The sequence below is a fragment of the Streptomyces iranensis genome (assembly GCF_017874715.1).
Taxonomy (GTDB): domain Bacteria; phylum Actinomycetota; class Actinomycetes; order Streptomycetales; family Streptomycetaceae; genus Streptomyces; species Streptomyces iranensis.
Genome location: NZ_JAGGLR010000046.1, coordinates 17,773 through 42,938 on the forward strand (window position 1 = coordinate 17,773; position 25,166 = coordinate 42,938).

Genomic DNA, 25,166 nt, shown 5'->3' on the forward strand with positions numbered 1-25,166 from the left:
TCAGTGCGCGGACCCCGCCCGCACATAGCGCTCCAGGCGGATACCGGGCAGGCACAGCGAGTACGCCAGCCGGAAGTGTCCCGTCAGCACGGCCGCCTTCGGGCCGCGTGTCTCCGGTTCATCGGCCGCGATCAGCCATGCCGAGCGTGCCCCGTTCAGCCGTCGCAGCAGCTCGGTGGGGCCGACGTCGACCCCGTAGAGCGTGCCGGAGGCCGGGCCCGGAGTGCTCAGCGCGATGTCGCGCAGCCCGGCGAGGGGGCGCGGATAGGCGATCGCGATCCGCCGTTCCTTGGGTGGGTCGTACAGCACGGGCTCACCCGGCCGGGTCAGCCGCCCCACCGCGGCGGACAGCGCCGCCAGGTCGTCCTGACGGCTCAACGGCTCCCGCTCCCGCTGGTGCAGCGGGAGCTGCCAGACGAACGCGCAGCCGACCGCGAGGACTCCGGCCGCGGCGACCACGGCGCGGCGGTGACCGGACACCGCCTCCGCCAGCCGGTCCACGCCCGCCGCGGCCAGTAGGGGGACGCCCGCCAGGGCGAAGAGGAGGTAGCGCTCGTGGAAGCAGGGGCGGTGGAGGGCCAGGGCGAAGAGGAGGACGGGCGGGACGCAGATCAGGGGCAGGGCCACCGCGGTCAGCGTCCGCCGGCGGGGGCGGACCACGGCGATCGCGGTCAGCAGGAGGTTGACGGCGAGGACGAGCGCGCTGGGGCCCGCGAACTCCTCGACCACCGCCCACAGCCGACCCGGCGTCGGATGGCGCATCCAGGCGATCTGCGCACTCTGCCGCCGGGCCACCAACGCCAGCGGCACCACCGCCCCCAGCGCCCCGGCCGCCGCGCTCCCCCAGCCCCACCACACGCGGCGCGGGGCGCGCGAGACGAGCAGGGTCAACGCGTGCGCGGCGAGCATGAGCACCGCGAACACGTGCAGCAGCGCGGTCGCGGCCACCACACCCCCGTACGCGGCCCAGCGCCACCCTGCCGCATGGCCCCTCGCCCCGGGCCCGCCCGGACCCGGCCCCGGCGCCAGGCGGGACGCGTCGCCGCGGACCGGTACGGCCGAACGGACCCGGGTGGCCGACGCCGTCCCGGGGGCGGGGACCGGGGCGGGCGTTGGTGTGGGGGCCGCACCCGGCGCGGGACCGGGCGCGAGGGCCGGATCCCGCGCGGGCCGGTCCGCCCGGTCGGCCGTCCGGCTGTCCGCCCGGTCGCCCGCCCGGCTGTCCGTACGGCTGGCCGCCCCACCGCCCGTCCAGCTGCCCCCTCGGCTCTTCCCCGGCGCCAGCCCGGCCGCGCCCACCAGCAGGTACGTCGCCCCCGCCGCGCTCGCCGCGACCAGGGCGTAGGAGCGGCCCTCCTGGGCGTAGTGGGTGACCACGGGCGTGGTCGCGTAGAGCAGTCCGGCCCACAGGCCCACCCGGGGGCGGGCGAGGCGGCAGCCCAGGGCCGCGACGAGGGCGGTGGCGGCCATGGCGGCGAGCACCGAGAGCAGACGCATGGTCACCTCGGAGGGCCGCAGGGCCAGGACCGGGTGCATCAGGAGGTAGTAGAGCCCGTGGACGGCGTCCACCGTGCCGAGCGCGTCGCGGATCTGAGGGAGGGTCCGCCGGGCCATCTGGTACGTCGCGGACTCATCGCGCCACATCGTGCCCCGGTCCAGGCCCCACAGCCCCAGCCCGAGCATGACGGTCGTCGGGAGCACGATCGCCGCCCGCTTGGAGATTCCGCGCTTCCCCAACGCTCAGCCTCACTCTCACTCACGACAGCAAAAGGCATAAATACGACTATTCGCCTACAGTGTGCAATCAGGACGACTCATCCGCCGCGAAGGGCACGCGTCATGAACCGCCTCGGTATCGAAAGCCCCCGCGGTCTCGTGGCCTTCGCCACGCTGACCGGGTGTCTGGTGACCATGGCGGTGGCGGCGCTCACCGGGGCCGGAGGGGTCTTCGCGGCCGCCGGGCTGGCCGGATGCGGCTGTGAGCTGCTGCTGCACCGCACCGCGCCGGGGTTGATGACCCGTCTGGGGCGGCTCCACATGGGCGCCACGTCACGCTTCGAGTTCCGCTGCGTGCTGCTGCTCCTGCTGCTCGGCCGACTCCATGTCACCGGGCCCATCGGACTGGCCGCGGCCATGACGCTGGTGCTGTGTCTGCTCGCCGGGCAGGCCCTGCACGCCGCGCTCACCACCCTCATCCGGCGCCGCCGCGCCCTCGCGGTCGCGGCCCGCAACATCGATCTGCGCCGACTGGGCATCAGCGACCGGCCGCCCCGCAGACTCACCGAATGGCCCGGTCAGCGGATCCTGGTCTACGAGCTGTCCGCCCTGCTCGGGCTCACCGCTTCGCTGACGACCGGTGACGCCCGCTGGGTGGTGGCGGCGCTCACCCTCGCCGCCGGTTCCTCCCTGATCACGGTGGTGGCGCTCGTTCCGTACCTGGTCCGGGCCGCCCGCCGGCTGCCCGGCGCCGCCGAGGTACTGGCCGAGGTGGACGCCTGGCTGATCCAGCACCGTCCCCGTACGGTGCTCTACTTCTCCGGCCCGCGCGACCGCGCCGACCAGGTCACCCGATGGCTGGGGCCCGTGGCCGCGCTGCACACCCCATCCCTGGTCATCCTGCGCGAACGGGAACTGCTGGAGGCCCTGGAACCGACCCCGCTGCCGGTGCTGTGCGTGCCGAGCGCCGCCCATCTGTCGCAGCTGGACCTGAGCGGGGTGCGGGTCGCGCTCTACCCCGCCAACACCAGCCGGAACATCCACCTGCTGCGGATCCCCACCATGCAGCACGTCTTCCTGGCCCCCGGCGACGGCGACGAGACCGCCGCCGTCGATCCGTACAGCAAGGTCTACGACCAGGTGTGGGTGGCGGGCGAGGCGGGGCGCCGCCGCCATGTGCGGGCCGCGGTCGGTGTCGAGGAGGCCGACATCGTGGAGATCGGCCGCCCTCAGCTCGACGGCCTGCGCGTCGCGGGAGCCGGCCGTGCCCCCGCGCCGACGCCCACGGCCACGCCCCTGCCCACCGTGCTGTACGCGCCCACCCGTGACCTCGCGGCGGGTGAGCCGATCGTACGAGCGCTGCTGGAGAGCGAGCGCCCGGTCCGGGTGCTCTACCGGCCGCATCCGCCCACCCGCCCCCGCTCCCCCGAGGACCACGCTGCCCACCGCCGTATCGTCGCCCTGATCCAGGCCGCGAACGAGCGGCGCGCCGCGGAGGCCCTCGCGGCGAACGCCCTCGGCAAGGGCACCTTCGCCGCCGACGCCCTCAGTGCGGACGCCCTCGCCGCCGAAGCCCTCGGCGGGGACGCCGTAACCCCGGACGCCTTCGGCGAAGGGCCCGACGACGCCCAGGCCCCGGATACCGACGACCCGCACACCGACACCCCGCACACCGAAGCCCTCCGTACCGAAGCCGCCCGCCACCGCGCCGAGTTGACCAAGCGCATCGCCGCGCTCGAGGCCCGGCTGCGCCGGGCGGACGCCGACGAGGCCATGCTCACCAGAGACCGCGCCGCACCCGATCCGGCCCTGCTCACCGAGGCCGAGGGGCTGCGCCGGGAGTGGCACCAGGCCCACTGGGCGGCCTCACCGCCCTGGCTCCACCAGGTGATCGAGGGGAACGCCCCCACCCTCCACTCCTGCTTCGACCAGGCCGATCTGCTGATCGGCGACCCCTCCGACGTGGTCGGCGACTTCCTCGTCACCCTCAAGCCGTACGCCCTCACCGCCCCGGCGGGGCTCGGCGAGGAGGAGTTCCGGCGGCGACACGTCATGGCCAGAGCGGCCTATCCACTCGGTCCCGGGGCATCAGGAATGCAGAACCTCCTGCGCCCGCTCTTCGACCCCTCCCTCGACGAGCTGCGCACCGCCCGCCGCGAGGTGAAGGAGTTTCTCCTCGGCCCCGCCACACCACCGTCCATCCAGCGCTTCACCGACGCCGTCGACGCGCTCGCCGAGAAGGGAGAGGCGGTCGTCCGGCTGCGCGACCTCCACCCGGCCCCGCCGCCCGGCGCCGGACGCTGGTCCATCACCCGGTAGCAAGACATCCCACACGTACGGCACCCGGCAACACGACACCCCACATCCACGTCACCCGGTAGCAGCACTTCCCACACCCGGACCTCACCCCAGGCCCTCACCATGAGCTTCCACCCCCGGCCCTGTCCCCGGCCCTGTCCCCAGGCCCCGTCCCAGGAGCCCCCCTCTCACGCCCCCTGAGCCCCCCGCACACCTTCCGGAGCCAGCATGCCGCGCAATCACCGCCCCGGCCCGCCTCCCCGTGTCAGCGTGATCGTCCCCGCCCGTGACGCCATGCCCGGAATCACCCGGGCCGTCACCTCCGCCATGGAGCAGACCCTCGGGCTCAGCCGCCTCGACATCATCGCCGTCGACGACGGATCGACCGACGGCACAGCGGAGGAACTGGACCGGCTCGCCGCCGACTGTCCCTCGCTCCATGTGGTCCGCGACCCCCACCCCTGCCACGGCGGCGCCGGCGGCCCCCGCAACACCGGACTGGCCCGCGCCACCGGCGACTTCGTCTTCTTCCTGGACGCCGACGCCCGGCTCGCACCCGACGCGCTGCGCCGCATGGTCGCGATGGCCGACCAGAACGGCACCGACGTGGTCCTGGGCAAGATGGTCTCCCCGGACGGGCGCGGCGTCCCCAAGGCGGTCTTCCGCCACAACCAGCTGCGCACCGACGTCCACAGCTCCCACGCCTACGCCAGCCTGGAGCCCTGCAAGCTGTTCCGCCGTTCCCTGATCGAGCGGCTGCGGCTGCGCTTCCCCGCCCACGTCCGCCACGGCGAGGGCAAGCCGTTCACCGCGGCCGCCTATCTCAACGCCTCCGGGATCTCCGTCGTCGCCGACTACGACTGCTACCACCTGGGCCCGAACCGGGGCCGCGCCGCCCCCGGTCTCGCCGAGCGCGTCGAGGCCATGCGGCCGCTGTTCGAGACCGCCGCCCGGCACACCCGGACCGGCGCCCGCCGCGACGCGGTGATGCGCCACCACATCCGGCGCGAGCTGTGCCCGGCCCTGCGCGCGCTGCCGCGCGAGGACGAGACCGAGGTCCGCGAGCGGTTCCTGCCCGAGCTGCGCCGGTGGGCGCTGGCCCACTGCTCCGACGCGCTCTTCCCCACCCTCACCGCGCCCGAGCGGCTGATGGTCCATCTGCTGCGCACCGGCCGCTTCGAGGATCTGCTGTCCGTCGTGCGCAACACCAAGCGGGACGCCCGGTGCGGCCATCTGGTCGAGAAGGGCAGCGTCTACTGGCTGCACCCCTTCTTCCGCGACCCCGACGCCGAGGTCCCCGACGCCTGCTTCGACGTGACCGACCGGCTGCCGGTCCGTCACCACCTCGCGGGCGCCGGCTGGCACGGCCGCAGCACCCTGCGGGTGCGCGGCCGGGCGGCCATCGACGGGCTGGCGGCCGACCGCGAGGAGGACCGCGCCGAGCTGGTGCTGCGCCGCCGCGAGGCGCGGGACGAGGTGCGGATCCCGGTGGACGCCACGGCGGAGGACGACCCCGCGCGGTTCGAGGCGGACGTGGACATCGCCACCGCCGACGGCGGCACCGCGCTGCGCCCCGGGGTCTGGGACGTCTTCCTCGACGTCCGCGCCCAGGGCATCAGCCGCACCGTACGGTTCGGCAACCGCCATGACGACCTGCTCGACATCGGCACCGCGCGCCGGGTGGTGGCCGCCGGGCCCGGGTTGCGCGCCCGGGTCACGCCGTACTTCACCAGCCCGTACCGCAACCTCTCCCTGGACATCGGCCCGGCCCCGCGCGGGGCGCCCTGCGAGGTGACGGAGGCCGTGTGGCACCCGTCGGACAAGGGCACCCTCGTCGTCGCCGGACGGTTGCTGCCGCCCGGCACCCCGGCGCGCGGGCGGGTGCTGCGGCTGCGCGCCGAGCACACCGACGGACGGGTCCACGACCATCCGGTGCGGTTCGCCGCGGGGCATCCGGCGGGCGCCTTCACCGCCCGGCTGCCGGTGCGGGACCTGGGCCGCGGCCGGTGGACGGTGACGCTGGCCGTCGTCGCCCCCGGCGACGCCCAGAGCCCCGGGCGCGCGGCGCCCGCCGCGCCCGTGCCGCCGCCCGCCCGGCTGCCCGGCGCCCGCTGGGTGCGGCGCGGCCGGCCGTACTACGCCAAGCCGCTCACCGGGCGCGGCGAGGTGACCCTGGAGCTGCGGGTGGCCCCGGTCCGGCTGCTCGCCGCCGTACGCAACCGGCTGGGCCTGAACTGACCGGCGCCCGCGGCAGGCTGTTCCCCCACCCGCCCCTTGATTTCAGCCCGTCCGGCGTTTGAGGACACGCCCGAAGGGCGTCCGGGGTCCAGGGGCCGAAGCCCCTGGTAACGGGAAGGGGCGGGTAGGGGAATCTGCCACGCTCACCGCCCCAGCCGCCGCCGCACCCCCGTGACGACCTTGAGCGGAGCCACCTCCAGGCCCAGGGCCCGCGCCGGGCCCAGGGCCACCGGCTTGGCGTAGTACGGACGGCAGCCGAAGCGGAGCCAGCGGGTGGCGGCCAGCCGGTCGAAGTACGGCACGATCGCGGTGCGGCGCGGCGCGTCCTCCCCGGGTCCCTCCATGATCAGCGTCAGCGTCCAGCAGCCCTCGACCAGGCGGCCGATCGGCAGCCTGGCGGTGAAGACGGTCGCGGAGCCGCCCTGCTCAGTGCGCACCGGCACCTCGTACACCGCGCCCGCCCCCGTCTCGGCCCGCAGCCGCAGCGCCCCGCCGTCCCGCTCCGCCTCCTCGGTCAGCCGTCCGCCGACCAGCAGGGTGCTGCGGGTGCGCCAGATGGTCCGGAGCACCTGGCAGGGCGGGTCGAGGGGATGGGCCACCTCGCCGACGTCGAGCGAGAGATTGCCGTACGGGGTGAAGTACGGCACCACCGTCACCGGACCCTGGGAGGTGGTGACGCGGCGCCGGGTGGGATGGGTGACCTCACCGCCCTCGCGGCGGTTGCCGAACCGCACCGTACGGCTGACGCCCTGGGCGCGGACGTCCAGGTAGATGTTCCACAGCCCCCGCTCCAGCGGGGCCCCGCCGTCCGCGGTGGCCGGGTCGATCTCGGCAGTGAAGCCCGCCATCTCGTACCGCCGCCCCTCGCCCGGCAGCGGATGGGCGGACAGGCACGGCGTGGTGGGCAGCCGGATCTCGGGGCGGTCGGCCCGGTACTTGCGCAGCACGATCTCGGTGGCCGGGTCGAGGGAGTCCACGTCCTCGACGTACGCGTGCCCGGCCAGCCGCAGCACCCCACCGTGCCAGCTCGCCGCCTCCAGGTGGTGCCGGACCGGCAGCCGGTCGGTCACGTCGAAGCAGATGTCGGGGACGGCGGCGGCATGGTCCCGGAAGAAGGGGTGCAGCCAGTAGACCCGGCCCTTGTCGACGAGATGGCCGCGCCGCTCGTCCGCTCCGGCGTTCCTGGCCACGGTCAGCACATCGTCGAAGCGGTCGGCGCGCAGCAGATGGATCAGCAGCCGGTCGGGGGCGCCGAGCCGTGCGAAGAGGGCGTCGGTCACCCAGGTGCTCGCCCAGTGCCGGAACTCGGGGAAGAACCGCTCCCGCGCGTCCTGTTCGCTCTCGCGGGGCAGCAGGGCGCGCAGCGGACCGCACAGCTCCCACTCCACATGGCGGCGCATGATCTGGTCCCGGCGCGGGCCCGGTTCCAGATAGCGGGCCACGGTCTCGAAGCACAGCCGGGTGCCGTCCATGCGGTGGGCGAGGTCGGCGGCGGTGAGGGTGAGGTTGGTGCGGTTCTCGCGGTAGCGGACGTAGTAGCAGTCGTAGTCGGCGACCACGGAGATACCGGAGGCGTTGAGGTAGGCGGCCGCGGTGAACGGCTTGTCCTCGCAGTTGCGGTAGGGCGGGAAGCGCAGGTGCAGCCGCTCGATGAGGGAGCGGCGGAACAGCTTCCACGGGCCCAGGGTCAGATAGGCGTGGGAGGAGAAGATGTCCGTACGGGGCTGATTGCGCTGGAAGACGGCCCGGGGCACGGCCCGCCCGCCCACCGAGGCGATCTTGCCGAGGACGATGTCGGTGCCGTGGGCGTCGGCCATGGCGACCATGCGGCGCAGCGCGTCCGGGCCCAGATAGTCGTCGGAGTCGAGGAAGAAGACGAAGTCGCCCCGGGCGTGGTCAAGGCCGGTGTTGCGGGGGACGCCCGCGCAGCCGGAGTTCTCCTGGTGGACGACGTGGAGTGCGGGGCAGGTGCGGGCGAGCCGCTCCAGCTCCTCGCCGGTGCCGTCGGTCGAACCGTCGTCCACCGCGATGATCTCGACCCGGTCCGGGCCCAGGGTCTGGTCCATCGCGGAGGTGACGGCCCGGGTCAGCTCCGGCAGGGCGTTGTAGGCGGGGATGATCACACTGACACGAGGTCGGGACAGAGCGGGCATGACGGCCTCCTGACTCCGGGCTCTCGACGGGTCGGGGTCGGGGACACACCGCGGATCGGGCACACGGCGGATCGGGGACACACAGCAGGTCGGGGACACACGGCAGGTCGGGGACACTCGGCGGACCGCCGGATCACGCGGCGGATCGGTCACTCGGCGGTGAGAACGCCACCGCGCGGCCCGGCCGGGGCGCTGTCCGCCAGGGGCCGCGTCTGTGGCGTGGGGGCGAGCGGGAGCGCGATGTCCTGGCCCAGCATCAGGGCCCGCACCACCCGCTCGGCCGCGTGGCCGTCGTCGAACCGGCAGAAGCGGGCCCGGAACGCGGTCCGCAGCGCGGTCGCGTCCGCGTCGCACCAGCGGCCCTCGCGGAAGACCTCGACCAGCTCCCGCTCGCTGCGGGCGACGGCCCCCGGGGTCTCGCCGGGGGACCCCGAGAGCAGGTCGAAGTAGACGCCGCGGGAGGAGCGGTAGATGTCCCAGTCGTCGGCGTAGATCACGACGGGCCGGTCCAGCACGGCGTAGTCGAACATCATCGACGAGTAGTCGGTGATCAGCGCGTCGGCCGCCAGGCACAGCTCCTCCACCGACCGGTGGCGCGAGACGTCGATCACCGGCCCGGCCTCCTGGAGCCGGGCCAGCTCGTCATCCGGCCGGTAGGAGTAGTGGGCCCGCACCAACAGCGTCGTCTCCGGGCCGAGTTCGCGGCCGAGCCGCTCCAGGTCCAGCCGGGGGGTGAACCCCTTCTGGTAGTCGCGGAGGGTGGGCGCGTAGAGGAGGGCGGTGTTCCCGGCCGGGATTCCCAGCTCCGCACGGATCCGCCGGATGTCCTCCTCGGTCGCGGTGAAGAAGACGTCATTGCGCGGATATCCGTACTCCAGCAGCCGGTACCCGGCGGGGTAGACCCGCTCCCAGATCTGGCTGGAGTGCGGATTGGAGGAGAGGGCGAAGTCCCAGCGGTCGATGCGCTTGAGCAGATTGCCGAAGCTCATCCCGCCCGCGGCGGCGGGATAGCGCTGCTGGTCCAGGCCCATGCATTTGAGCGGGGTGCCGTGGAAGGTCTGCAGATGCACCGTGCCCGGCCGCTTCACCACCTCATTGGGGAAGTTGACATTGTTGATGAGGTATTTCGCGCGGGCCACCGTGCGGTAGAAGTCGCGGGTGCCGGTGACGACGTAGTCGACGCCTTCCGGAAGGGTCTCGATCTCCGACTTCTTGACCGCCCACACCCCGTGGACCTCCGGTGCCAGCTCCCGCGCCCTGTGGTAGATCGCCCCCGGATTGCACAGCACCCCCCGGCCCCAGTACGCGGAGTAGACGGCCAGCTGGGGGTCAACGGGCCGCTGCCGGTGCAGCCGGTACAGGCCCTGCTTGGCGCGCGCCGCCAGCGGCGGCCGGACGGTCCGGCGCAGCTTACGGGCCCCGGCGGCCGCCCGTACGGCCAGTTCGTGCTCGCGGTAGCGGAGGAAGGAGCCCGACGCCAGCGCCTCGAAGCGCCAACGGCCCTCGACCGGCATGGTGAACCCGGCCGGGAGATGGGCGCGGTACCACTCGGCGGCGCGGGCGAAGAAGCGCGGCCGGTCCGCCGTAGCCACCCGGGACGTCCGGTCCAGGCAGAACAGGAAATGCGATACGGCCCGCTCGAAGAGCAGCGGGCGCAGCGGATCCAGCTGCGGCCGGTCGTCGAGGAAGTCGAAGAGCCGGGCGTACTGCTGGAAGATGATGAAGTGCTTCTCGCCGGGGCTTCCCGTACTGGCCCCGACCCGCCGCTGCCGGTATTCCAGGCCCACCAGGTCCACACAGGCTATTCGCCGCGCGGTGAGCATCGTCTTGTACGAGAGCAGCGCGTCCTCGTAGATGCCCTCGCTGAACGCGAAGCCGTGGCGGAGGTAGAAATCCCGGTGGTAGACGCGATTGGACGACATCGCGAACAGCCGCAGGAATTCCGGGCGTTCGACGGCGGCGAAGACATCGGTGCCCGCCGAGGCCAGCAGTTCCCCGAAGAGGCTGGGGGCCCGGCGCTCCGACCAGTAGGTGCGCACATGGTTGAAGTAGAGGATCTCCGGGTCGTGGGTGAGGGCGAGCCGGTCGGCGAGTCCCTGGAGGGTGCCCGGGGCGAGGGTGTCATCGCCGTCCAGGAAGAGCAGATAGTCCCCGCCCGCCCGCTCCACCCCGGCGTTACGGGCCCGGCCAGGGCCGGAGTTGACCCGCTGGTGCACGGGCACGACCCGGCTGTCGCGCGCCGCGTACGCGTCGATGATCGCGCCGCAGTGGTCCGGTGAGCGGTCGTCCACGGCGACCACCTCGAGGTCGGGATACGACTGCGTCAGCACGGAGTCCAGGCAGGCACTCAGATAGCCCTGGACGCGATAGGCGGCGATGACGATGGTGAAGCGGGGCATAAGGCTCCTCGGGACGCGGTGGCGGTTCGAGGCGCGAAGCACTCACTGACCACCCACGCTAGGTGGGTTCGTCCCGGTATGCCCGCTCGGTCGTTGGAGGGGCGCCCAAGCGGGTGACAAACGCCCCCGGCGGACATGAAGTCCACCGGGGGCGCGTCGAGCTGCTTTTTGAGAACTCGGTTCTCCCCCAGCTACCGCTGGGAGGTGCCCCCTGTCGACGGTCGACCGTGCTCGGCCCCTCGTTCCTCGGGGCCTGCGCGCGCTCTCCCTTACGACAGCGACGCGCCCCTTTGGCTCACTCGCGGCCGACCGGGTCAGCTGTGGGTGCGCAGCAGCGTCCGCATCGTCCGCATCGCGACCGACAGATTGGCCAGGTCGAAGGTCTCCGACGACTGGATCTCATCGAGCGTGGTGCGGGCCCGCTGCAGGAGCGCGGCGTTCTTCTCCTCCCACGCCTTGAAGCGCTGCTCGGGCGTGGAGCCCCCGTTGCCCACCGACAGCACATCGGCGGTCAGGGCGGCATGGGCCGCGTACAGGTCCTCGCGGATGGAGACCCGGGCCATGGACTGCCACCGGTCCGCGCGCGGCAGCTCGATGATCCGGTCCATCAGCTGGCTGATCCGCAGCCGGTCGGCCAGGTCGTAGTAGACCTCGGCGACCGCCAGCGGGTCCTTGCCGGTGCGGTCCGCGATGGCCACGATGTCCAGCGTCGGGAAGGCCGAGGAGAAGCCCGCCACCCGGGTGGCCAGATCCTCCGGGACGTGCGCCGCGGTCAGGTCGTCGTAGATCCGCTGGTACCACTCGATGTCGGAGCCGCGCAGCAGCTTGGGCAGCTGCGCCCGGACCGCGCCGACCCGCTCGCCGAAGAAGTCGATCGTCTCGGCCAGCGCGAGCGGCTGCGGCCGGTTGTTCAGCAGCCAGCGGGTGCCCCGCTCGACCAGCCGGCGCGAGTGCAGCCGCATCCGGGTCTGGATGTCGGCGTCGACGACCGTGTCCAGCGCCTCGACCTCGTCCCACACCTGGTTCAGCTCGAAGATCGCACGGGCCGCGGTCTGGGCGCGCACGACCTCCTCGGTCGAGGCCCCGGTCTCCTCCCGCATCCGGTGCAGGAAGGTCGACCCGGCGGTGTTGACGGTGTCGTTGACCAGCACCGTGGTGATGATCTCGCGCCGCAGGGCGTGGCCGTCGATGTACTCGGGGAACCGCTGCCGCAGCGCCTGCGGGAAATACGCGTGCAGCAGCCGCTGGAGGTACGGGTCGTCGGGCAGCCCGGTGGTGATCAGCTCATCGGCCACCGTGATCTTGACGTAGGCCAGCAGCACGGCCAGCTCGGGCTGGGTCAGACCGCGCCCGGCGGAGAGCCGCTCGCGGATCTGACGGTCGGTGGGCAGGAACTCCAGCGCCCGGTCCAGCCGCCCCTCGCGGCCCAGTCGGCGCATCAGCCGCTGGTGGGCGTGGAGCAGGCTGGAGGACTGGACGACGGAGTTGGCCAGCGCCACGTTCTGCGCGTAGTTGTTGCGCAGCACCAGCGCGCCGACCTCGTCGGTCATCTCGGCGAGCAGCTTGTTGCGCTGCTTGAGGGTGAGGTCGCCCTCGGTGACCAGGGCGTTGAGCAGGATCTTGATGTTCACCTCGTGGTCGGAGGTGTCCACACCGGCGCTGTTGTCGATCGCGTCGGTGTTGATCCGGCCGCCGTTGGAGGCGAACTCGATCCGGCCGAGCTGGGTCAGGCCCAGGTTGCCGCCCTCGCCGACGACCTTGACCCGCAGATCCTGGCCGTCCACCCGGATCGCGTCATTGGCCTTGTCGCCCACATCGCCGTGCGACTCGGTGGACGCCTTGACGTAGGTGCCGATGCCGCCGTTCCACAGCAGGTCCACCGGGGCCTTGAGGATCGTCTTCATCAGATCGGCCGGGGTCATCTTGGCGACCCGCTTCTCGATCCCGAGCGCGGCCCGCACCTGCGGGGTGATCGGGATGGCCTTGGCCTTACGGGGGTGGATGCCGCCGCCCGCCGACAGCAGCTCGGCGTTGTAGTCCTCCCACGAGGAGCGCGGCAGCTCGAACAGGCGGCGGCGCTCGGCGTAGGAGGTGGCGGCGTCCGGGTTGGGGTCCAGGAAGATGTGCCGGTGGTCGAAGGCGGCGATCAGCCGGATGTTCTCGCTCAGCAGCATCCCGTTGCCGAACACGTCACCGGACATGTCACCGACGCCCACGACCGTGAAGTCCTGGGTCTGGGTGTCATGGCCCAGCTCGCGGAAGTGGCGCTTGACCGACTCCCAGGCGCCGCGGGCGGTGATGCCCATGCCCTTGTGGTCGTATCCGGCGGAGCCGCCGGAGGCGAAGGCGTCCCCGAGCCAGAAACCGTACGCCTGCGCCACGTCGTTGGCGATGTCGGAGAAGGTCGCGGTGCCCTTGTCGGCGGCGACGACGAGATAGGTGTCGTCCCCGTCGTGGCGGACCACGTCCTTCGGCGGCTCGACCTGCCCGGCGACCAGGTTGTCGGTGATGTCGAGCAGACCGGAGATGAAGGTCTTGTAGCAGGCGATGCCCTCGGCCATCCAGGCGTCGCGGTCCACGGACGGGTCCGGCAGCCGCTTGCCGACGAAGCCGCCCTTGGCACCCACCGGCACGATGACCGTGTTCTTCACCATCTGCGCCTTGACCAGGCCCAGGATCTCGGTGCGGAAGTCCTCACGACGGTCGGACCAGCGCAGACCGCCACGCGCGACCTTGCCGAACCGCAGATGCACACCCTCGACCCGCGGCGAGTAGACCCAGATCTCGTACGCCGGGCGGGGCGCGGGCAGATCCGGCACGGCCTGCGGGTCCAGCTTGATCGACAGATAGTCGTGCGGCCTGCCGTCCCCGTTCATCTGGAAGTGATTGGTCCGGAGAGTGGCCTTGATCAGAGTGAGGAAGGAGCGCAGGATGCGGTCCTCGTCCAGCGAGGCCACCTGGTCCAGCGCCGCGTCCAGCTCCTCCAGCAGGGCGTCGGTCAGCTCCAGGCCCGCCCGCTGCCGCTCCGGCGACATCCGGGCCTCGAAGAGGGAGACCAGCAGCCGGGTGGTGTGCACATTGTTGCGGAGGGTGTCCTCCATGTACGACTGGCTGAAGGTGGAACCGGCCTGCCGCAGGTACTTGGCGTAGGCCCGCAGCACCATCGCCTGCCGCCAGTCAAGACCCGCGCCCAGCACCAGCTGGTTGAAGTCGTCGCTCTCGGCCAGGCCGGTCCACACCGCGGCGAACGCGTTCTGGAAGCGCTCACGGGCGTCGTCGGCGAGGGCCTCGCCCTCGCGCAGCGGCAGCCGCAGCCCGAAGTCGTAGATCCAGGCGGTGGTCTTGTCCGAGCAGCGCAGCTCGTACGGACGCTCGTCCACCACCTCGACACCGAGGGTGTTGAGCACCGGGAGCACCGCGGACAGCGAGATCTGGGCCCCGGCCCGGTAGATCTTGAAGCGGCGCTCGGCGTGAGCCGCGCCCACCGGCTCGTAGAGGCTGAGCGCGAAGTCCTTCTCACCGTCCTTCAGCCGCTCCAGGTGCTGGAGGTCGGCGACGGCGCCGCGTGGGGTGTGGTCCGCCTTGTAGCCCTCGGGGAAGGCGTTCTGGTAGCGGCGGAGCAGCTCGGCGGCGCGCTCCTCGCCGACCTCGGAGACCAGCGCGTCGGTGAAGCCGTCGGCCCAGGAGCGGGCGGCCTCGATCAGCCGGCTCTCGATCCGCTCCACATCGGAGTCGGTGAGGTCGGGCAGCTCGGTGCCCGGCTGGACGCGGACCACGAAGTGCAGCCGCGAGAGCACCGATTCGGTGTGCAGGGCGGTGAAGTCGACCGGCGGACGGCCGCTCAGCTCCTCCAGCAGGATGTCGGTCAGCCGCAGCCGCACATCGGTGGTGAAACGATCGCGCGGAAGGTAGACCAGCGCGGAGTAGTAGCGCCCGTACTCGTCCTGGCGCAGGAACATCCGCAGCCGGCGGCGCTCCTGGAGGTAGAGCACGCTGGTGGCGATCGAGCGGAGCTGGTCGACCGGGGTCTGGAACAGCTCGTCGCGCGGGTAGGTCTCCAGGATCTGCAGCAGGTCACGGCCGTCGTGGCTGTTGGCCCGGAAGCCCGCGCCCGCGAGCACCTCGTCGACCTTGCGGCGGATCACCGGCACCCGGCGCACCGACTCGGTGTACGCGGCGGACGAGAACAGCCCCAGGAAGCGGCGCTCGCCGATCACATTGCCCTCGGCGTCGAACTTCTTCACGCCGATGTAGTCGAGGTACGAGGGGCGGTGGACGGTGGCCCGGCTGTTCGCCTTGGTCAGCACCAGCAGCTTGCGCTCGCGCGCCTTGGCGCGGGCGTCGGCCGGCAGCCGGTTGAAGGCCTGGGACACCGGGGTGCCGGGGCCCGCGTGGGCGCTCTCGTCGGTGTCCTTGTGCTGCGGGTCGGAACGCAGGATGCCGAGGCCCGTGCCGGGCACCGCGGTCAGCGCGTCCTCCTCGCCACCGGCCTCGGTGGGGACCCGCGTCAGCTCGTACTCGCGGAAGCCGATGAAGGTGAAGTGGTCGTCCGCGAGCCAGCGCAGCAGCTCACGGGCCTCCTCCACCTCCTCCTCGCGGACCTCGGCGGCCTTCGGCTCGTCCGGCAAACCCTCGGCGATGCGCAGCGCGGAGTCGCGCATCTTCTCCCAGTCCTCGACGGCCTCGCGGACATCGGACAGGACGCGCAGCAGATCGGCGGTGATCTGCTTCAGATCGCCGCGGTCGGTCTCGCGATCGGTCTCGACATGGATCCAGGACTCCACGACCGCGTCATGGGGCAGCTTCTTCCGGTTCTTCCGGGACGGGCCGTCCGGGGAGATGTCGAGCAGCTCGATCAGCTTGCCGGTGATGTCACGGCGCACGATCACCTGCGGGTGGATCACGACATGGATGCCGCGCCCCTGGCGGGTGAGCTCATTGGTGACCGAGTCGACCAGGAACGGCATGTCGTCGGTGACCACCTCGACCACGGAGTGGCTGCAGGTCCAGCCGTGCTCCTCGACGGTCGGGGTGTGCACCCGGACGTTCGCCGTGCCCTGCGGACGCACCTCGGCGAGCCGGTAGTGGGAGAGCGCCGCCCCGAAGACATCGACCGGGTCACGATCGGCGAGGTCCTCTGGAGGCGTGTGCAGGTAGTAGTGCTGGAGGTATGCGGTCAGGGTCTCCGGTCCTGGGCCCTGCGCCGGTTGCCCCCCGGCAGGGCTGTTCTCAGCGACCCGGGCGGCCCGTTCGAGCAACTCGGCCTTGGCTTCGTCCAGCTTGGTCTGCATGTCCTCTGGCTCCTGTCGCGCGCCGTTGCGTGACATCGATGGCGGTGGCATGACGCCGCGACGCGAAAAATCCGGTCGTGAACGACGGTATGCCGGATCGGGAAATGGCCGGGGTGTACTCGGCCGTAAGTGACCAAGACCCCATGCGCCACGGGTCAGCGGCGGCTCGGGCCCGGCCCTGGTGGGGCGCCGGGCGCGGAGCGAGGGCCTCGTTGCCCTCACGGACTATCGCGCTGATCACGCAGTAAGGCTATCGCTCCTCCCCAGGGCGTCGTCATGAGCCGTTCGTGTACAAAACCGGGCCCTGAAGTTTGACGAAATGGACAGCGACCGGGAGGGGCGCACGGGCCGATGATGCGCCGCCCATGCCCCCTTGGCAAAGCGTGGACGCGGATGCACCGTGATCTGGACGGTGGTAAGCACGGTGGTAGGTGTGGACCTGGAGGTGCGTGGCATGGCTGCGAAGATCCTGCTGGTGACCGGCGACGCGGCCGAATCGCTGGAGGTGCTCTACCCGTACCAGCGGCTGCGCGAGGAGGGGTACGAGGTCCATATCGCGGCCCCGAGCCGCAAGACGCTGCGCCTGGTGGTCCATGACTTCGAGGAGGGCTTCGACACCTACACCGAGAAGCCGGGCTATACGATCCCCGCCGACCTGGCCTTTTCCGAGGTGGACCCCGGGCAGTACACCGCCCTGGTGATCCCGGGCGGCCGGGCCCCGGAGTATCTGCGGAACGACCCCGAACTGCGCAAGATCTGCAAGGCGTTCTTCGACGCGGACAAGCCGGTGGCGCAGATCTGCCACGGCCCGCTGCTCACGGCGGCCGTGGGCGGCCTGAGCGGGCGGCGGGTCACCGCGTATCCGGCGCTGGAGCCGGACATGCAGGCGGCGGGGGCGGACTACCAGGACGCGGAGGTCGTGGTCGACGGCACACTGATCTCGTCGCGGGCATGGCCGGACCATCCGGCGTGGATGCGGGAGTTCCTGGCGGCGCTGCGGTCAAAGGCGCCGGTGGTGTGAGCCGAGGAGCGAGCCGAGGCGGCCCGGCACGGACCCCGGCTCGCGTCGCCCAGCACGCACGGACCCCGGCTCACATCACCCGGCACGCACGGACTCCGGCTCACATCACCCGGCACGGACCCCGGCTCACTCGTCGGCTCACGTCACCCGCCACGGACCCCGGCTCACGTCACCCGGCTCCCTCGTCGGCCATGCGCTCGGCCTCCCGTACGGCCTCCTCGAGCGTGTCCACGACCGGCACCCCGGCCGCCTCCAGGCTGGCCCGGCTGTGCGAACCGCCCGTGTAGAGCACGGCCCGCGCCCCCACGTGCTGCGCCGCCACCGCGTCGTCCAGGGCGTCCCCGATCACCACCATCCGCTGCGGCGGCATCCCTTCGAGCTCGGCGATGTGGCGCATCATCTGCTCGGCCTTGCCGGTATTGCTCTGCCCTGTGCGGCCGTCCACCCGGACGAAATGGCGCTCGATGCCATGCGTCCGCACCAGGGGGAGCAGATACTCATGCGGGGCCAGTGAACACAACGACTGGGTGAGACCCGCCTCCTGCCACTCGGTGAGCAGCTGCCGGGCGCCGATCGCCAGCCCGGCGGTCTCGGCCAGCGCCCAGTAGTGCCGGTGGAACGCCTCGTCCATGACCGCCCACTCCTCGTCGGAGGGCAGCCGCCCCATCAGCCGCTCATAGAAGCGGGGCACCGGGACGCAGTACAGGTCGCGATAGCGCTCGAGGGTGATCGGCGGCAGCCCGATCTCCTGGAACGATGCGTTCGTCGCCGAGATCACGGCGTCGATGTCGTGGAGCAGCGTGCCGTTCCAGTCCCAGACGAGGTGCGTCACGTGGTTCTTCCCCATTCCACGACCGTACCCGGAGGGTCGGACAGCGGGCATCACTCGATCAGATTGGGGATCTCCTGGGTGGCGTACCAGAGCAGTTCGTGGTCCTCGGCGCCGTCCACGGTGAACTGCGCGTCGTCGTCACCGAGGTCCGCCGCGCCGAGCGCGTCGGCGGCCGCGGCGATGTCCCGCTCGGCATCGTCGGCGTCCAGGTGCACGGCGGCGGCCTTCGCGAGCGGTATGGCGGCCTTGATCCGCACCTCACCCAGCGCGGACTGGTCCAGCCCCCGGTCCGGATCGGCGACCGCCTGCCCGTCGGGCACGTCCACGGCCACCACGACCCGACGGCGGGGCGCCCGGGGGTCGACGGCGAGCAGCCGCAGCGACGCCTGCGCGGCCCGGCTCAGCGCCGCGTACTCCAGTTCCTCGATGTCGTCGGACACATACCACTCGCGCAGCGCTGGGGTGACCGCGTAGGCGGTCAGCGGCGTCGGCCCCAGTTGGCCCTCCTTGTACGCCTCGGCGAGACCGGAGAGGGTCAGGGGGACGTAGACGCGCATGGCTGCCGCTTTCATCAGAGACCAATAGGCCCCCAGCATACGATCGCCCGTCCTCTCGCCCGAGCCTTCCGCGAAGGCCGGTGGTCCCCTTTCGGGGGACTGGTGCCGATGGGGCCGTATGAAGACGGGACCGAGCCGCGCTCGAGCCGATGACCGGGACCGACGATCCGCCGCATGCCCCGAATAGGTGAACCGCGACGCCGACCACGATCGCGGGTCAGGCGCATTGCGGACCCCGAAAACCCGCCGATAGAAGACTCTCCGACGAAAGCTACCGCCCGGTATCCGGCCGGGCCACGGAGAACGGGGCGAGCAGCATGAGTGAGGGCGTCCGGGCGACGGACCGGTCCACGAACCGGGCCACAAGGGCCGGGGAGGCCGTACGACAGCGCGGTGGCAGCGGGCCAGGGCGAAGCGGCCCGCCCGGCCGCAAGGACCCCCGCCGCCCCCGCAGCACCCCCACAACAGCGGCACCCCGCACAACGGCCGCGCCGCCCGCGACCGCACCGCCGCAGGCGGCCCGCACGACGGCCGCACCACCCACGACGACGGCACCACACAGCGCCACACCACCTGCCCCGCCCGCGCCGCCCACGACGGGCGCGACGGCCGCGACGGCCGCGACGGCCCCACCGCCCGCCCCGGGCGTCTCCACACCGCCCACACCGCCCACCCCGGCCGCGCACCGCACGCCCACCGCGTCCCGCGCCGCGGCCGTATCGCGGTCCGCGGCGGCCGCCGCGGCGTGGCGGGAACGGGATCGGCTGCCGCGCTTCTGGTTCGCCAACCGGCTGGTGCTCACCCTCAGCGGTCAGCGCCCCGTCCACACCCTCCTCGGGCACGCCCTCCCGGCCGCCTACGACCAGCTGATCGAGCTCGCCCCGCGCGCGCCGCTGCGCCCCGCCGGAGAGCGGGCCACAGCGCCCGTGGTGCGGCGTTGTGGCGAGTACCAGCCCCGGCATGGGGTGATCGAGGCGTTCGCCCGGATCGCCTCCGGAGACCGGCTCACAGCGCTCGCGTTCCGGCTCGAGCTCGGCGCCGACGCCCGCTGGCGCTGCGCCGCCATCGACCTCGGCCCACTCACCTAAGCCCCGTCCGACGGATCTCCACGCCTGCGGCGGGCTGCTCCCCTCCCCGCCCCTTCCCGAAACTGGTGCTCAGCCCCAGACCCCGGACTGGGGCGCCGCCCCTTCCTGCAGCGTCGGTATGCGGCTGCGCCGCGTGGCAGGGGCCTGCACCCCGGCCCCCGGGGTGCAGGGGCGAAGCCTGGTAACGGGAAGAGGCGGGGAGCCAACCCAGCCCCTCCGGCGATTGAGGAGCAGGGCCCAAGGGCGGAACCCTGACGGGGCCCGGGGCTGGGCCCCGGTATCGGGAAGGGGCGGGGAGGGGAAAGCTTCGATACGCGGCTCCGCCGCGTGGTCCGCCGGACCCCATAGGCCCACAACCACAACCACAACCACAACGCGACGGGCCGGGGTGCCGCGCTCTCGCGCGGCGCCCCGGCCCGTTCACCCCAGCCCGGTCACTACTTCTTGCGGCGGCGGCCCTTCTGCGCCTTGCGCCGCTCCGCACGCGTCAGCCCGTCGGCCTCCGACCGCGGCGGCGGGGGCGTCTCACCGTTGGGGAAGTCGCCCTCGACGACGCCGCCCTCTCCGTCCACCGTCGGGGCGGAGAAGTGCAGCCGGTCCGGCCGCTGCGGGGCCTCCAGGCCCTTGGCACGGATCTCGGGGCGGGCCGCCGAGGAGCCCACGGACGGCGCGCCCGCCGGCACCGCGTCCTGCACGTCCTTCTCGAGGGCGACCTGCTCCTCCGACGCCTCGACCGGGACCTCCTCGACCTGCTGCTCGACCTGGACCTCCAGGTTGAACAGATAGCCGACGGACTCCTCCTTGATGCCCTCCATCATGGCCTGGAACATGTCGAAGCCCTCGCGCTGGTACTCGACCAGCGGGTCCTTCTGGGCCATCGCGCGCAGCCCGATGCCCTCCTGGAGGTAGTCCATCTCGTAGAGGTGCTCACGCCACTTGCGGTCCAGGACGGAGAGCACGACCCGGCGCTCCAGCTCACGCATGATCTCGGAGCCCAGCTGCTCCTCGCGCGCCTCGTACTGCTGATGGATGTCGTCCTTGATGGACTCCTCGATGAACTCGGCGGTGATCCCGGCGCGGTCGCCGGCCTCCTCCTCCAGCTCCTCGATGACCACGCTGACCGGGTAGAGCTGCTTGAAGGCGTTCCACAGCCGGTCCAGGTCCCACTCCTCGGCGAAGCCCTCGACCGTCTCCGCCCGCACATAGGCCTCGATGGTGTCGTTCATGAAGTGGCCGACCTGGTCCTGAAGGTTCTCGCCCTCCAGGACGCGGCGGCGCTCGCCGTAGATGACCTCACGCTGGCGGTTGAGGACCTCGTCGTACTTCAGGACGTTCTTACGGGTCTCGAAGTTCTGCTGCTCGACCTGCGACTGGGCGGAGGCGATGGCCCGCGTGACCATCTTGTTCTCGATCGGGACGTCGTCCGGGACGTTCGCCATCGCCATGACGCGCTCGACCATCTGCGCCTTGAACAGCCGCATCAGGTCGTCGCCGAGGGAGAGGTAGAAGCGGGACTCGCCGGGGTCGCCCTGACGGCCGGAGCGGCCGCGCAGCTGGTTGTCGATCCGGCGCGACTCATGGCGCTCGGTGCCCAGCACATACAGCCCGCCGAGCTCCTTGACCTCCTCGAACTCGGCCTTGACCGCGGCCTCCGCCTTCTCCAGGGCGGTGGGCAGCGCGGCGGCCCACTCCTCGGAGTGCTCCACCGGGTCCAGACCGCCCTGGCGCAGCTCGGCCTCGGCGAGGTCGTCGGGGTTGCCGCCGAGCTTGATGTCGGTACCGCGGCCCGCCATGTTGGTCGCGACGGTCACGGCGCCCTTACGGCCGGCCTGGGCGACGATCGTCGCCTCCCGGTCGTGCTGCTTGGCGTTGAGCACCTCATGCGGCACCCCGCGCTTGGCGAGCTGCTGGGAGAGGTACTCGGACTTCTCCACGGAGGTCGTGCCGACCAGGACCGGCTGGCCCTTGGTGTGCTTCTCGACGATGTCCTCGACCACCGCATCGAACTTCGCGACCTCGGTGCGGTAGATCAGGTCGGACTGGTCGAGCCGGGCGAGGGGGCGGTGGGTCGGGATCGGGACCACGCCGAGCTTGTAGATCTGGTGGAACTCGGCGGCCTCGGTCATCGCCGTACCGGTCATGCCGGAGAGCTTGTCGTAGAGACGGAAGAAGTTCTGGAGGGTGATCGTGGCGAGCGTCTGGTTCTCGTCCTTGATCTCCACTCCTTCCTTCGCCTCGATGGCCTGGTGCATGCCCTCGTTGTAGCGGCGGCCCGCGAGGATACGGCCGGTGTGCTCGTCGACGATCATGACTTCGCCGTCCATGACGACGTAGTCCTTGTCGTTCTTGAAGAGCTCCTTGGCCTTGATCGCGTTGTTGAGGTAGCCGACCAGCGGGGTGTTGACCGACTCGTAGAGGTTGTCGATCCCCAGCCAGTCCTCGACCTTGGTGACCCCGGACTCATGGATGCCGACGGTCCGCTTCTTCTCGTCGACCTCGTAGTCCCCGGTCTCCTCCTGGCCCTTCTGCGGCTCGGCGGCCTGGCCCCGGCTGAGCCGGGTGACCAGCTTGGCGAAGTCGCCGTACCACTTGGTGGCCTGGTCGGCCGGGCCGGAGATGATCAGCGGCGTACGGGCCTCGTCCACCAGGATCGAGTCGACCTCGTCGACGATCGCGTAGTTGTGGCCGCGCTGGACCAGCTCGTCCTTCGCCCACGCCATGTTGTCGCGCAGATAGTCGAAGCCGAACTCGTTGTTGGTGCCGTAGGTGATGTCGCACGCGTACTGCTCGCGGCGCTGCGCCGGGGTCATGTTGGCGAGGATGCAGCCGACCTCCAGGCCGAGGAACCGGTGCACCCGGCCCATCCACTCGGAGTCACGCTCGGCCAGGTAGTCGTTGACCGTGATGAGGTGGACGCCCTTGCCCGACAGCGCGTTCAGATACGCCGGGAGGGTGCCGACCAGGGTCTTGCCCTCACCGGTCTTCATCTCGGCGACATACCCGAGATGCAGCGCCGCGCCGCCCATCAGCTGGACGTCGTAGTGACGCTGTCCGAGCACCCGCTTGGCCGCCTCGCGCACCGTGGCGAACGCTTCGGGCATCAGGTCGTCGAGGGTCTCACCGTCGTCGTACCGCTGCTTGTACTCGTCGGTGAGGGCGCGCAGCTCGGCGTCGGAGAGGGACAGGAAGTCCTCTTCGATGGAATTGACCTGGTCCGCGATGCGGTGCAGCTTGCGCAGGATCTTTCCTTCGCCTGCACGCATGAGCTTGTTGAGGACGGACACGTAGGCTGGCTCCTTGCCGGTCGGGCCTGGCACGGTCGGGGTGCGCTGGCGCGGCATTGTCAAGGGGCGCAGGCCCCGCCGCAACGGCCATCGTAAGACAGACCCCGGCACGCCGGGAGGTCCGTCACCACGAGGACCGGATGTCACCTCACCGTGTCAACGCCCGAGAGGCCCCCCAGGTGCCCTCCAATTCACCGAAACCGCTCGCGGTGAGTGACGGCGGCGGCGCAGACTCGGGTCGCATGGAGCCTGTCACCCTCACCACCGAGCGCCTGGTCCTGCGCCCCTTCCGGCCCTCCGACACGGACGCGGTCTTCGCTGCTTGTCAGGACCCGGACATCCAGCGATGGACCAGCGTGCCCTCCCCGTACGAACGCGCGCACGCGGAGGACTTCACCGGCCGGATCTGCCCCGGGAACTGGCGTGACGACGTGACCTACGACTTCGCGGTGGTCACCAAGAGTGACGGCGCCCTCGTCGGTGCCATGGGCCTGGTCCGGCTGGCCCATCTGCGCTCCCCCGAGCACCAGGCCGAGCTGGGCTACTGGACGGCGCGCGAGCGGCGGCGGCACGGCTACACGGGCGAGGCGGCGCGGGCCGTGATCGAGTGGGCGTTCACCCGGCTCGGGGTGGAGCGCCTGGAGTGGTGCAGCGAGGCCGGGAACGAGGGTTCGCGGGCGGTCGCCCTCGGGGCGGGCTTCCGGATGGAGGGGACGGACCGCGCCCGGATCGTCCACCAGGGAACCCGGCGTGACGCCTGGCGGGGCGCGCTGCTGCCTTCCGACTGGGGACTGCCCTCGACGACGCCGTATCTGCCCGCCAAGGCGTCCATGGCGGCCAATGCGCCACAGGAGGAGCAGGAAGAGCCGGAGGCGTCCGGCCGGGGCCGGGCGGCCACGGCGCCATCGGTCGCCTGAGGGCGGCGTCGGCGGTCCGGGGGCGGCGTCCGCGGTCCGGGGTCCGCGTCCGCGGTCCGAGGCCCCGGGCGTGGGACATCCGGCGGGCGCGGGCGGCGTCGGCGGCGTTGTCAGTGGGTGCTACTACGGTGGCGCGCATGACGAACGCCGCCACCGGGTCCGCCGTGGACCGCACGCCCGAGGCCACCCTCTCCGCCGACGAGGCGCGCCGGATCGCGCTGCGCGCCCAGGGGCTGCTGGGCGCCCCCGACCGGCGTGGCGGGGTGCGGGGCGTGCTGCGTCACCTGGGCGCGGTGCAGCTGGACACGATCTCGGTGCTGGCCCGCTCCCATGAGCTGATTCCGTACGCACGGCTGGGCGCGGTCGGCCGTAAGACGGTCGAGTCGGCGTACTGGACCGGCACCCACGCCTTCGAGTACTGGTCGCATGCCGCCTGCGTACTGCCCATCGAGGAGTGGCCGCACTTCGCCTTCCGGCGCCGCGCCTACCGCGTCCGTCCGCACTGGCACCACGAGCTGCCGGACGGGGTGTACGAGACGGTGGTGAAGCAGCTGCGCGCGGAGGGCCCGCTGACCGCGACGGAGCTGGGCGGGGCCAAGAACGGCGGGCCGTGGTGGGACTGGTCGGCCGCGAAGATCGCGGTCGAGCGGGCGCTGATGTTCGGCGAGGTGGTGTGCGTCGAGCGGCGCGGCTGGAAGCGGGTGTACGACCTGGCGGAGCGCGCCGTTCCGGACGCCCTGCTCCATGACGACCTGGACGACCGGGAGTGTCTGCGCCGGCTGGTCCGGCTGGCCGGGCAGTCCCTGGGCGTGGGCACGCGGGCGGACATCGCCGACTACCACCGGCTCAAGGGCGAGCAGGTGGAGGCGGTGATCGCGGACTCGGGGCTGGTGCCGGTGGCGGTCGAGGGCTGGGACAAACCGGCGTGGGCGGACCCCGAGGCGCTGGCCACCCCGCCGCGCGGCCGGCACCGCACCACTCTGCTGTCGCCCTTCGACTCGCTGATATGGGACCGGGCGCGCACCGAGCGGATCTTCGGCTTCAGCCATCGGCTGGAGGCGTATGTGCCCAGGCCCAAGCGGGTGTACGGCTACTTCGCCATGCCGCTGCTGTCGGGCGGGCGGTTGCTGGGCCGGGTCGATCCGGCCCGGGAGGGGACGACCCTGGTGGCGCGGCAGGTGTCCCTGGAGTCGCCGAAGGCCGTGGCCCCCATGGCGCAGGCGCTGCGGGAGGCGGCCGAATGGGTGGGCTGTGACGCCGTACGGGTGGAGCGCGTGGACCGCCCGGAGCTGGCCGCGCCGCTCGCGGCGGCGGTCTCGGCCGGGGTCGCCTGAACCGATCTCCGCTCACCCGGGGCTTGGGCCCCGGGGGC

Annotated in this window: 13 protein-coding genes; 6 read left to right on the plus strand and 7 right to left on the minus strand. The window is 72.0% G+C overall.

Annotated features, from left to right (window positions below):
* Window positions 1-1,683, minus strand: coding sequence for a glycosyltransferase family protein (locus tag J2Z30_RS50595; RefSeq protein WP_245389332.1), 1,683 nt, complete (start codon window positions 1,681-1,683; stop codon window positions 1-3).
* Between the two features lie 156 nt (window positions 1,684-1,839).
* Here J2Z30_RS50595 and J2Z30_RS48100 point away from each other — a divergent pair, with 156 nt between their 5' ends.
* Window positions 1,840-4,035, plus strand: coding sequence for a hypothetical protein (locus tag J2Z30_RS48100; protein WP_052701533.1), 2,196 nt, complete (start codon window positions 1,840-1,842; stop codon window positions 4,033-4,035).
* 207 nt (window positions 4,036-4,242) lie between these two features.
* The gene (locus tag J2Z30_RS48105; protein ID WP_044574432.1) at window positions 4,243-6,252 is read left to right on the plus strand and encodes a glycosyltransferase; all 2,010 of its coding nucleotides are present in this window, start codon (window positions 4,243-4,245) and stop codon (window positions 6,250-6,252) included.
* 143 nt (window positions 6,253-6,395) lie between these two features.
* Here the strand turns inward: J2Z30_RS48105 and J2Z30_RS48110 are convergent, their stop codons facing one another.
* From J2Z30_RS48110 to J2Z30_RS48120, 3 genes are all read right to left on the minus strand, one after another.
* Window positions 6,396-8,405: a glycosyltransferase family 2 protein gene (locus J2Z30_RS48110; RefSeq protein ID WP_044574430.1), complete on the minus strand. Its 2,010-nt coding sequence runs from the start codon at window positions 8,403-8,405 to the stop codon at window positions 6,396-6,398.
* Window positions 8,406-8,554: 149 nt separating this feature from the next.
* Window positions 8,555-10,804 carry a bifunctional glycosyltransferase/CDP-glycerol:glycerophosphate glycerophosphotransferase gene (locus J2Z30_RS48115; RefSeq protein WP_044574428.1) on the minus strand — a complete coding sequence of 750 codons (2,250 nt, stop codon included), beginning with the start codon at window positions 10,802-10,804 and terminating at the stop codon, window positions 8,555-8,557.
* A gap of 314 nt (window positions 10,805-11,118) precedes the next feature.
* Window positions 11,119-16,095 carry an NAD-glutamate dehydrogenase gene (locus J2Z30_RS48120; RefSeq protein ID WP_044574426.1) on the minus strand — a complete coding sequence of 1,659 codons (4,977 nt, stop codon included), beginning with the start codon at window positions 16,093-16,095 and terminating at the stop codon, window positions 11,119-11,121.
* 454 nt (window positions 16,096-16,549) lie between these two features.
* Between J2Z30_RS48120 and J2Z30_RS48125 the strand changes: the two genes are divergently transcribed.
* A complete protein-coding gene (locus tag J2Z30_RS48125; RefSeq protein WP_044581853.1) occupies window positions 16,550-17,116 on the plus strand; it encodes a DJ-1/PfpI family protein in 567 nt (188 codons plus the stop codon).
* Between the two features lie 169 nt (window positions 17,117-17,285).
* Here J2Z30_RS48125 and J2Z30_RS48130 read toward each other — a convergent pair whose 3' ends face one another.
* Complete coding sequence (locus tag J2Z30_RS48130; RefSeq protein WP_044574425.1) at window positions 17,286-17,963, minus strand: HAD family hydrolase; 678 nt, start codon at window positions 17,961-17,963, stop codon at window positions 17,286-17,288.
* 35 nt (window positions 17,964-17,998) lie between these two features.
* Entirely contained in the window at window positions 17,999-18,505 is a 507-nt protein-coding gene (locus J2Z30_RS48135) for a DUF6912 family protein (protein ID WP_044574423.1), read from the minus strand.
* 317 nt (window positions 18,506-18,822) lie between these two features.
* Here J2Z30_RS48135 and J2Z30_RS50600 point away from each other — a divergent pair, with 317 nt between their 5' ends.
* Window positions 18,823-19,593, plus strand: coding sequence for an Rv3235 family protein (locus J2Z30_RS50600; RefSeq protein WP_245389327.1), 771 nt, complete (start codon window positions 18,823-18,825; stop codon window positions 19,591-19,593).
* A gap of 437 nt (window positions 19,594-20,030) precedes the next feature.
* On the opposite strand, the gene secA is transcribed toward J2Z30_RS50600, so the two are convergent.
* Window positions 20,031-22,877 carry a preprotein translocase subunit SecA gene (secA, locus tag J2Z30_RS48145; protein WP_044581851.1) on the minus strand — a complete coding sequence of 949 codons (2,847 nt, stop codon included), beginning with the start codon at window positions 22,875-22,877 and terminating at the stop codon, window positions 20,031-20,033.
* Between the two features lie 242 nt (window positions 22,878-23,119).
* Between secA and J2Z30_RS48150 the strand changes: the two genes are divergently transcribed.
* The gene (locus tag J2Z30_RS48150) at window positions 23,120-23,794 is read left to right on the plus strand and encodes a GNAT family N-acetyltransferase (RefSeq protein WP_245389328.1); all 675 of its coding nucleotides are present in this window, start codon (window positions 23,120-23,122) and stop codon (window positions 23,792-23,794) included.
* A gap of 137 nt (window positions 23,795-23,931) precedes the next feature.
* Window positions 23,932-25,128: a winged helix-turn-helix domain-containing protein gene (locus J2Z30_RS48155; protein WP_078956845.1), complete on the plus strand. Its 1,197-nt coding sequence runs from the start codon at window positions 23,932-23,934 to the stop codon at window positions 25,126-25,128.
* Window positions 25,129-25,166 lie beyond the last annotated feature (38 nt).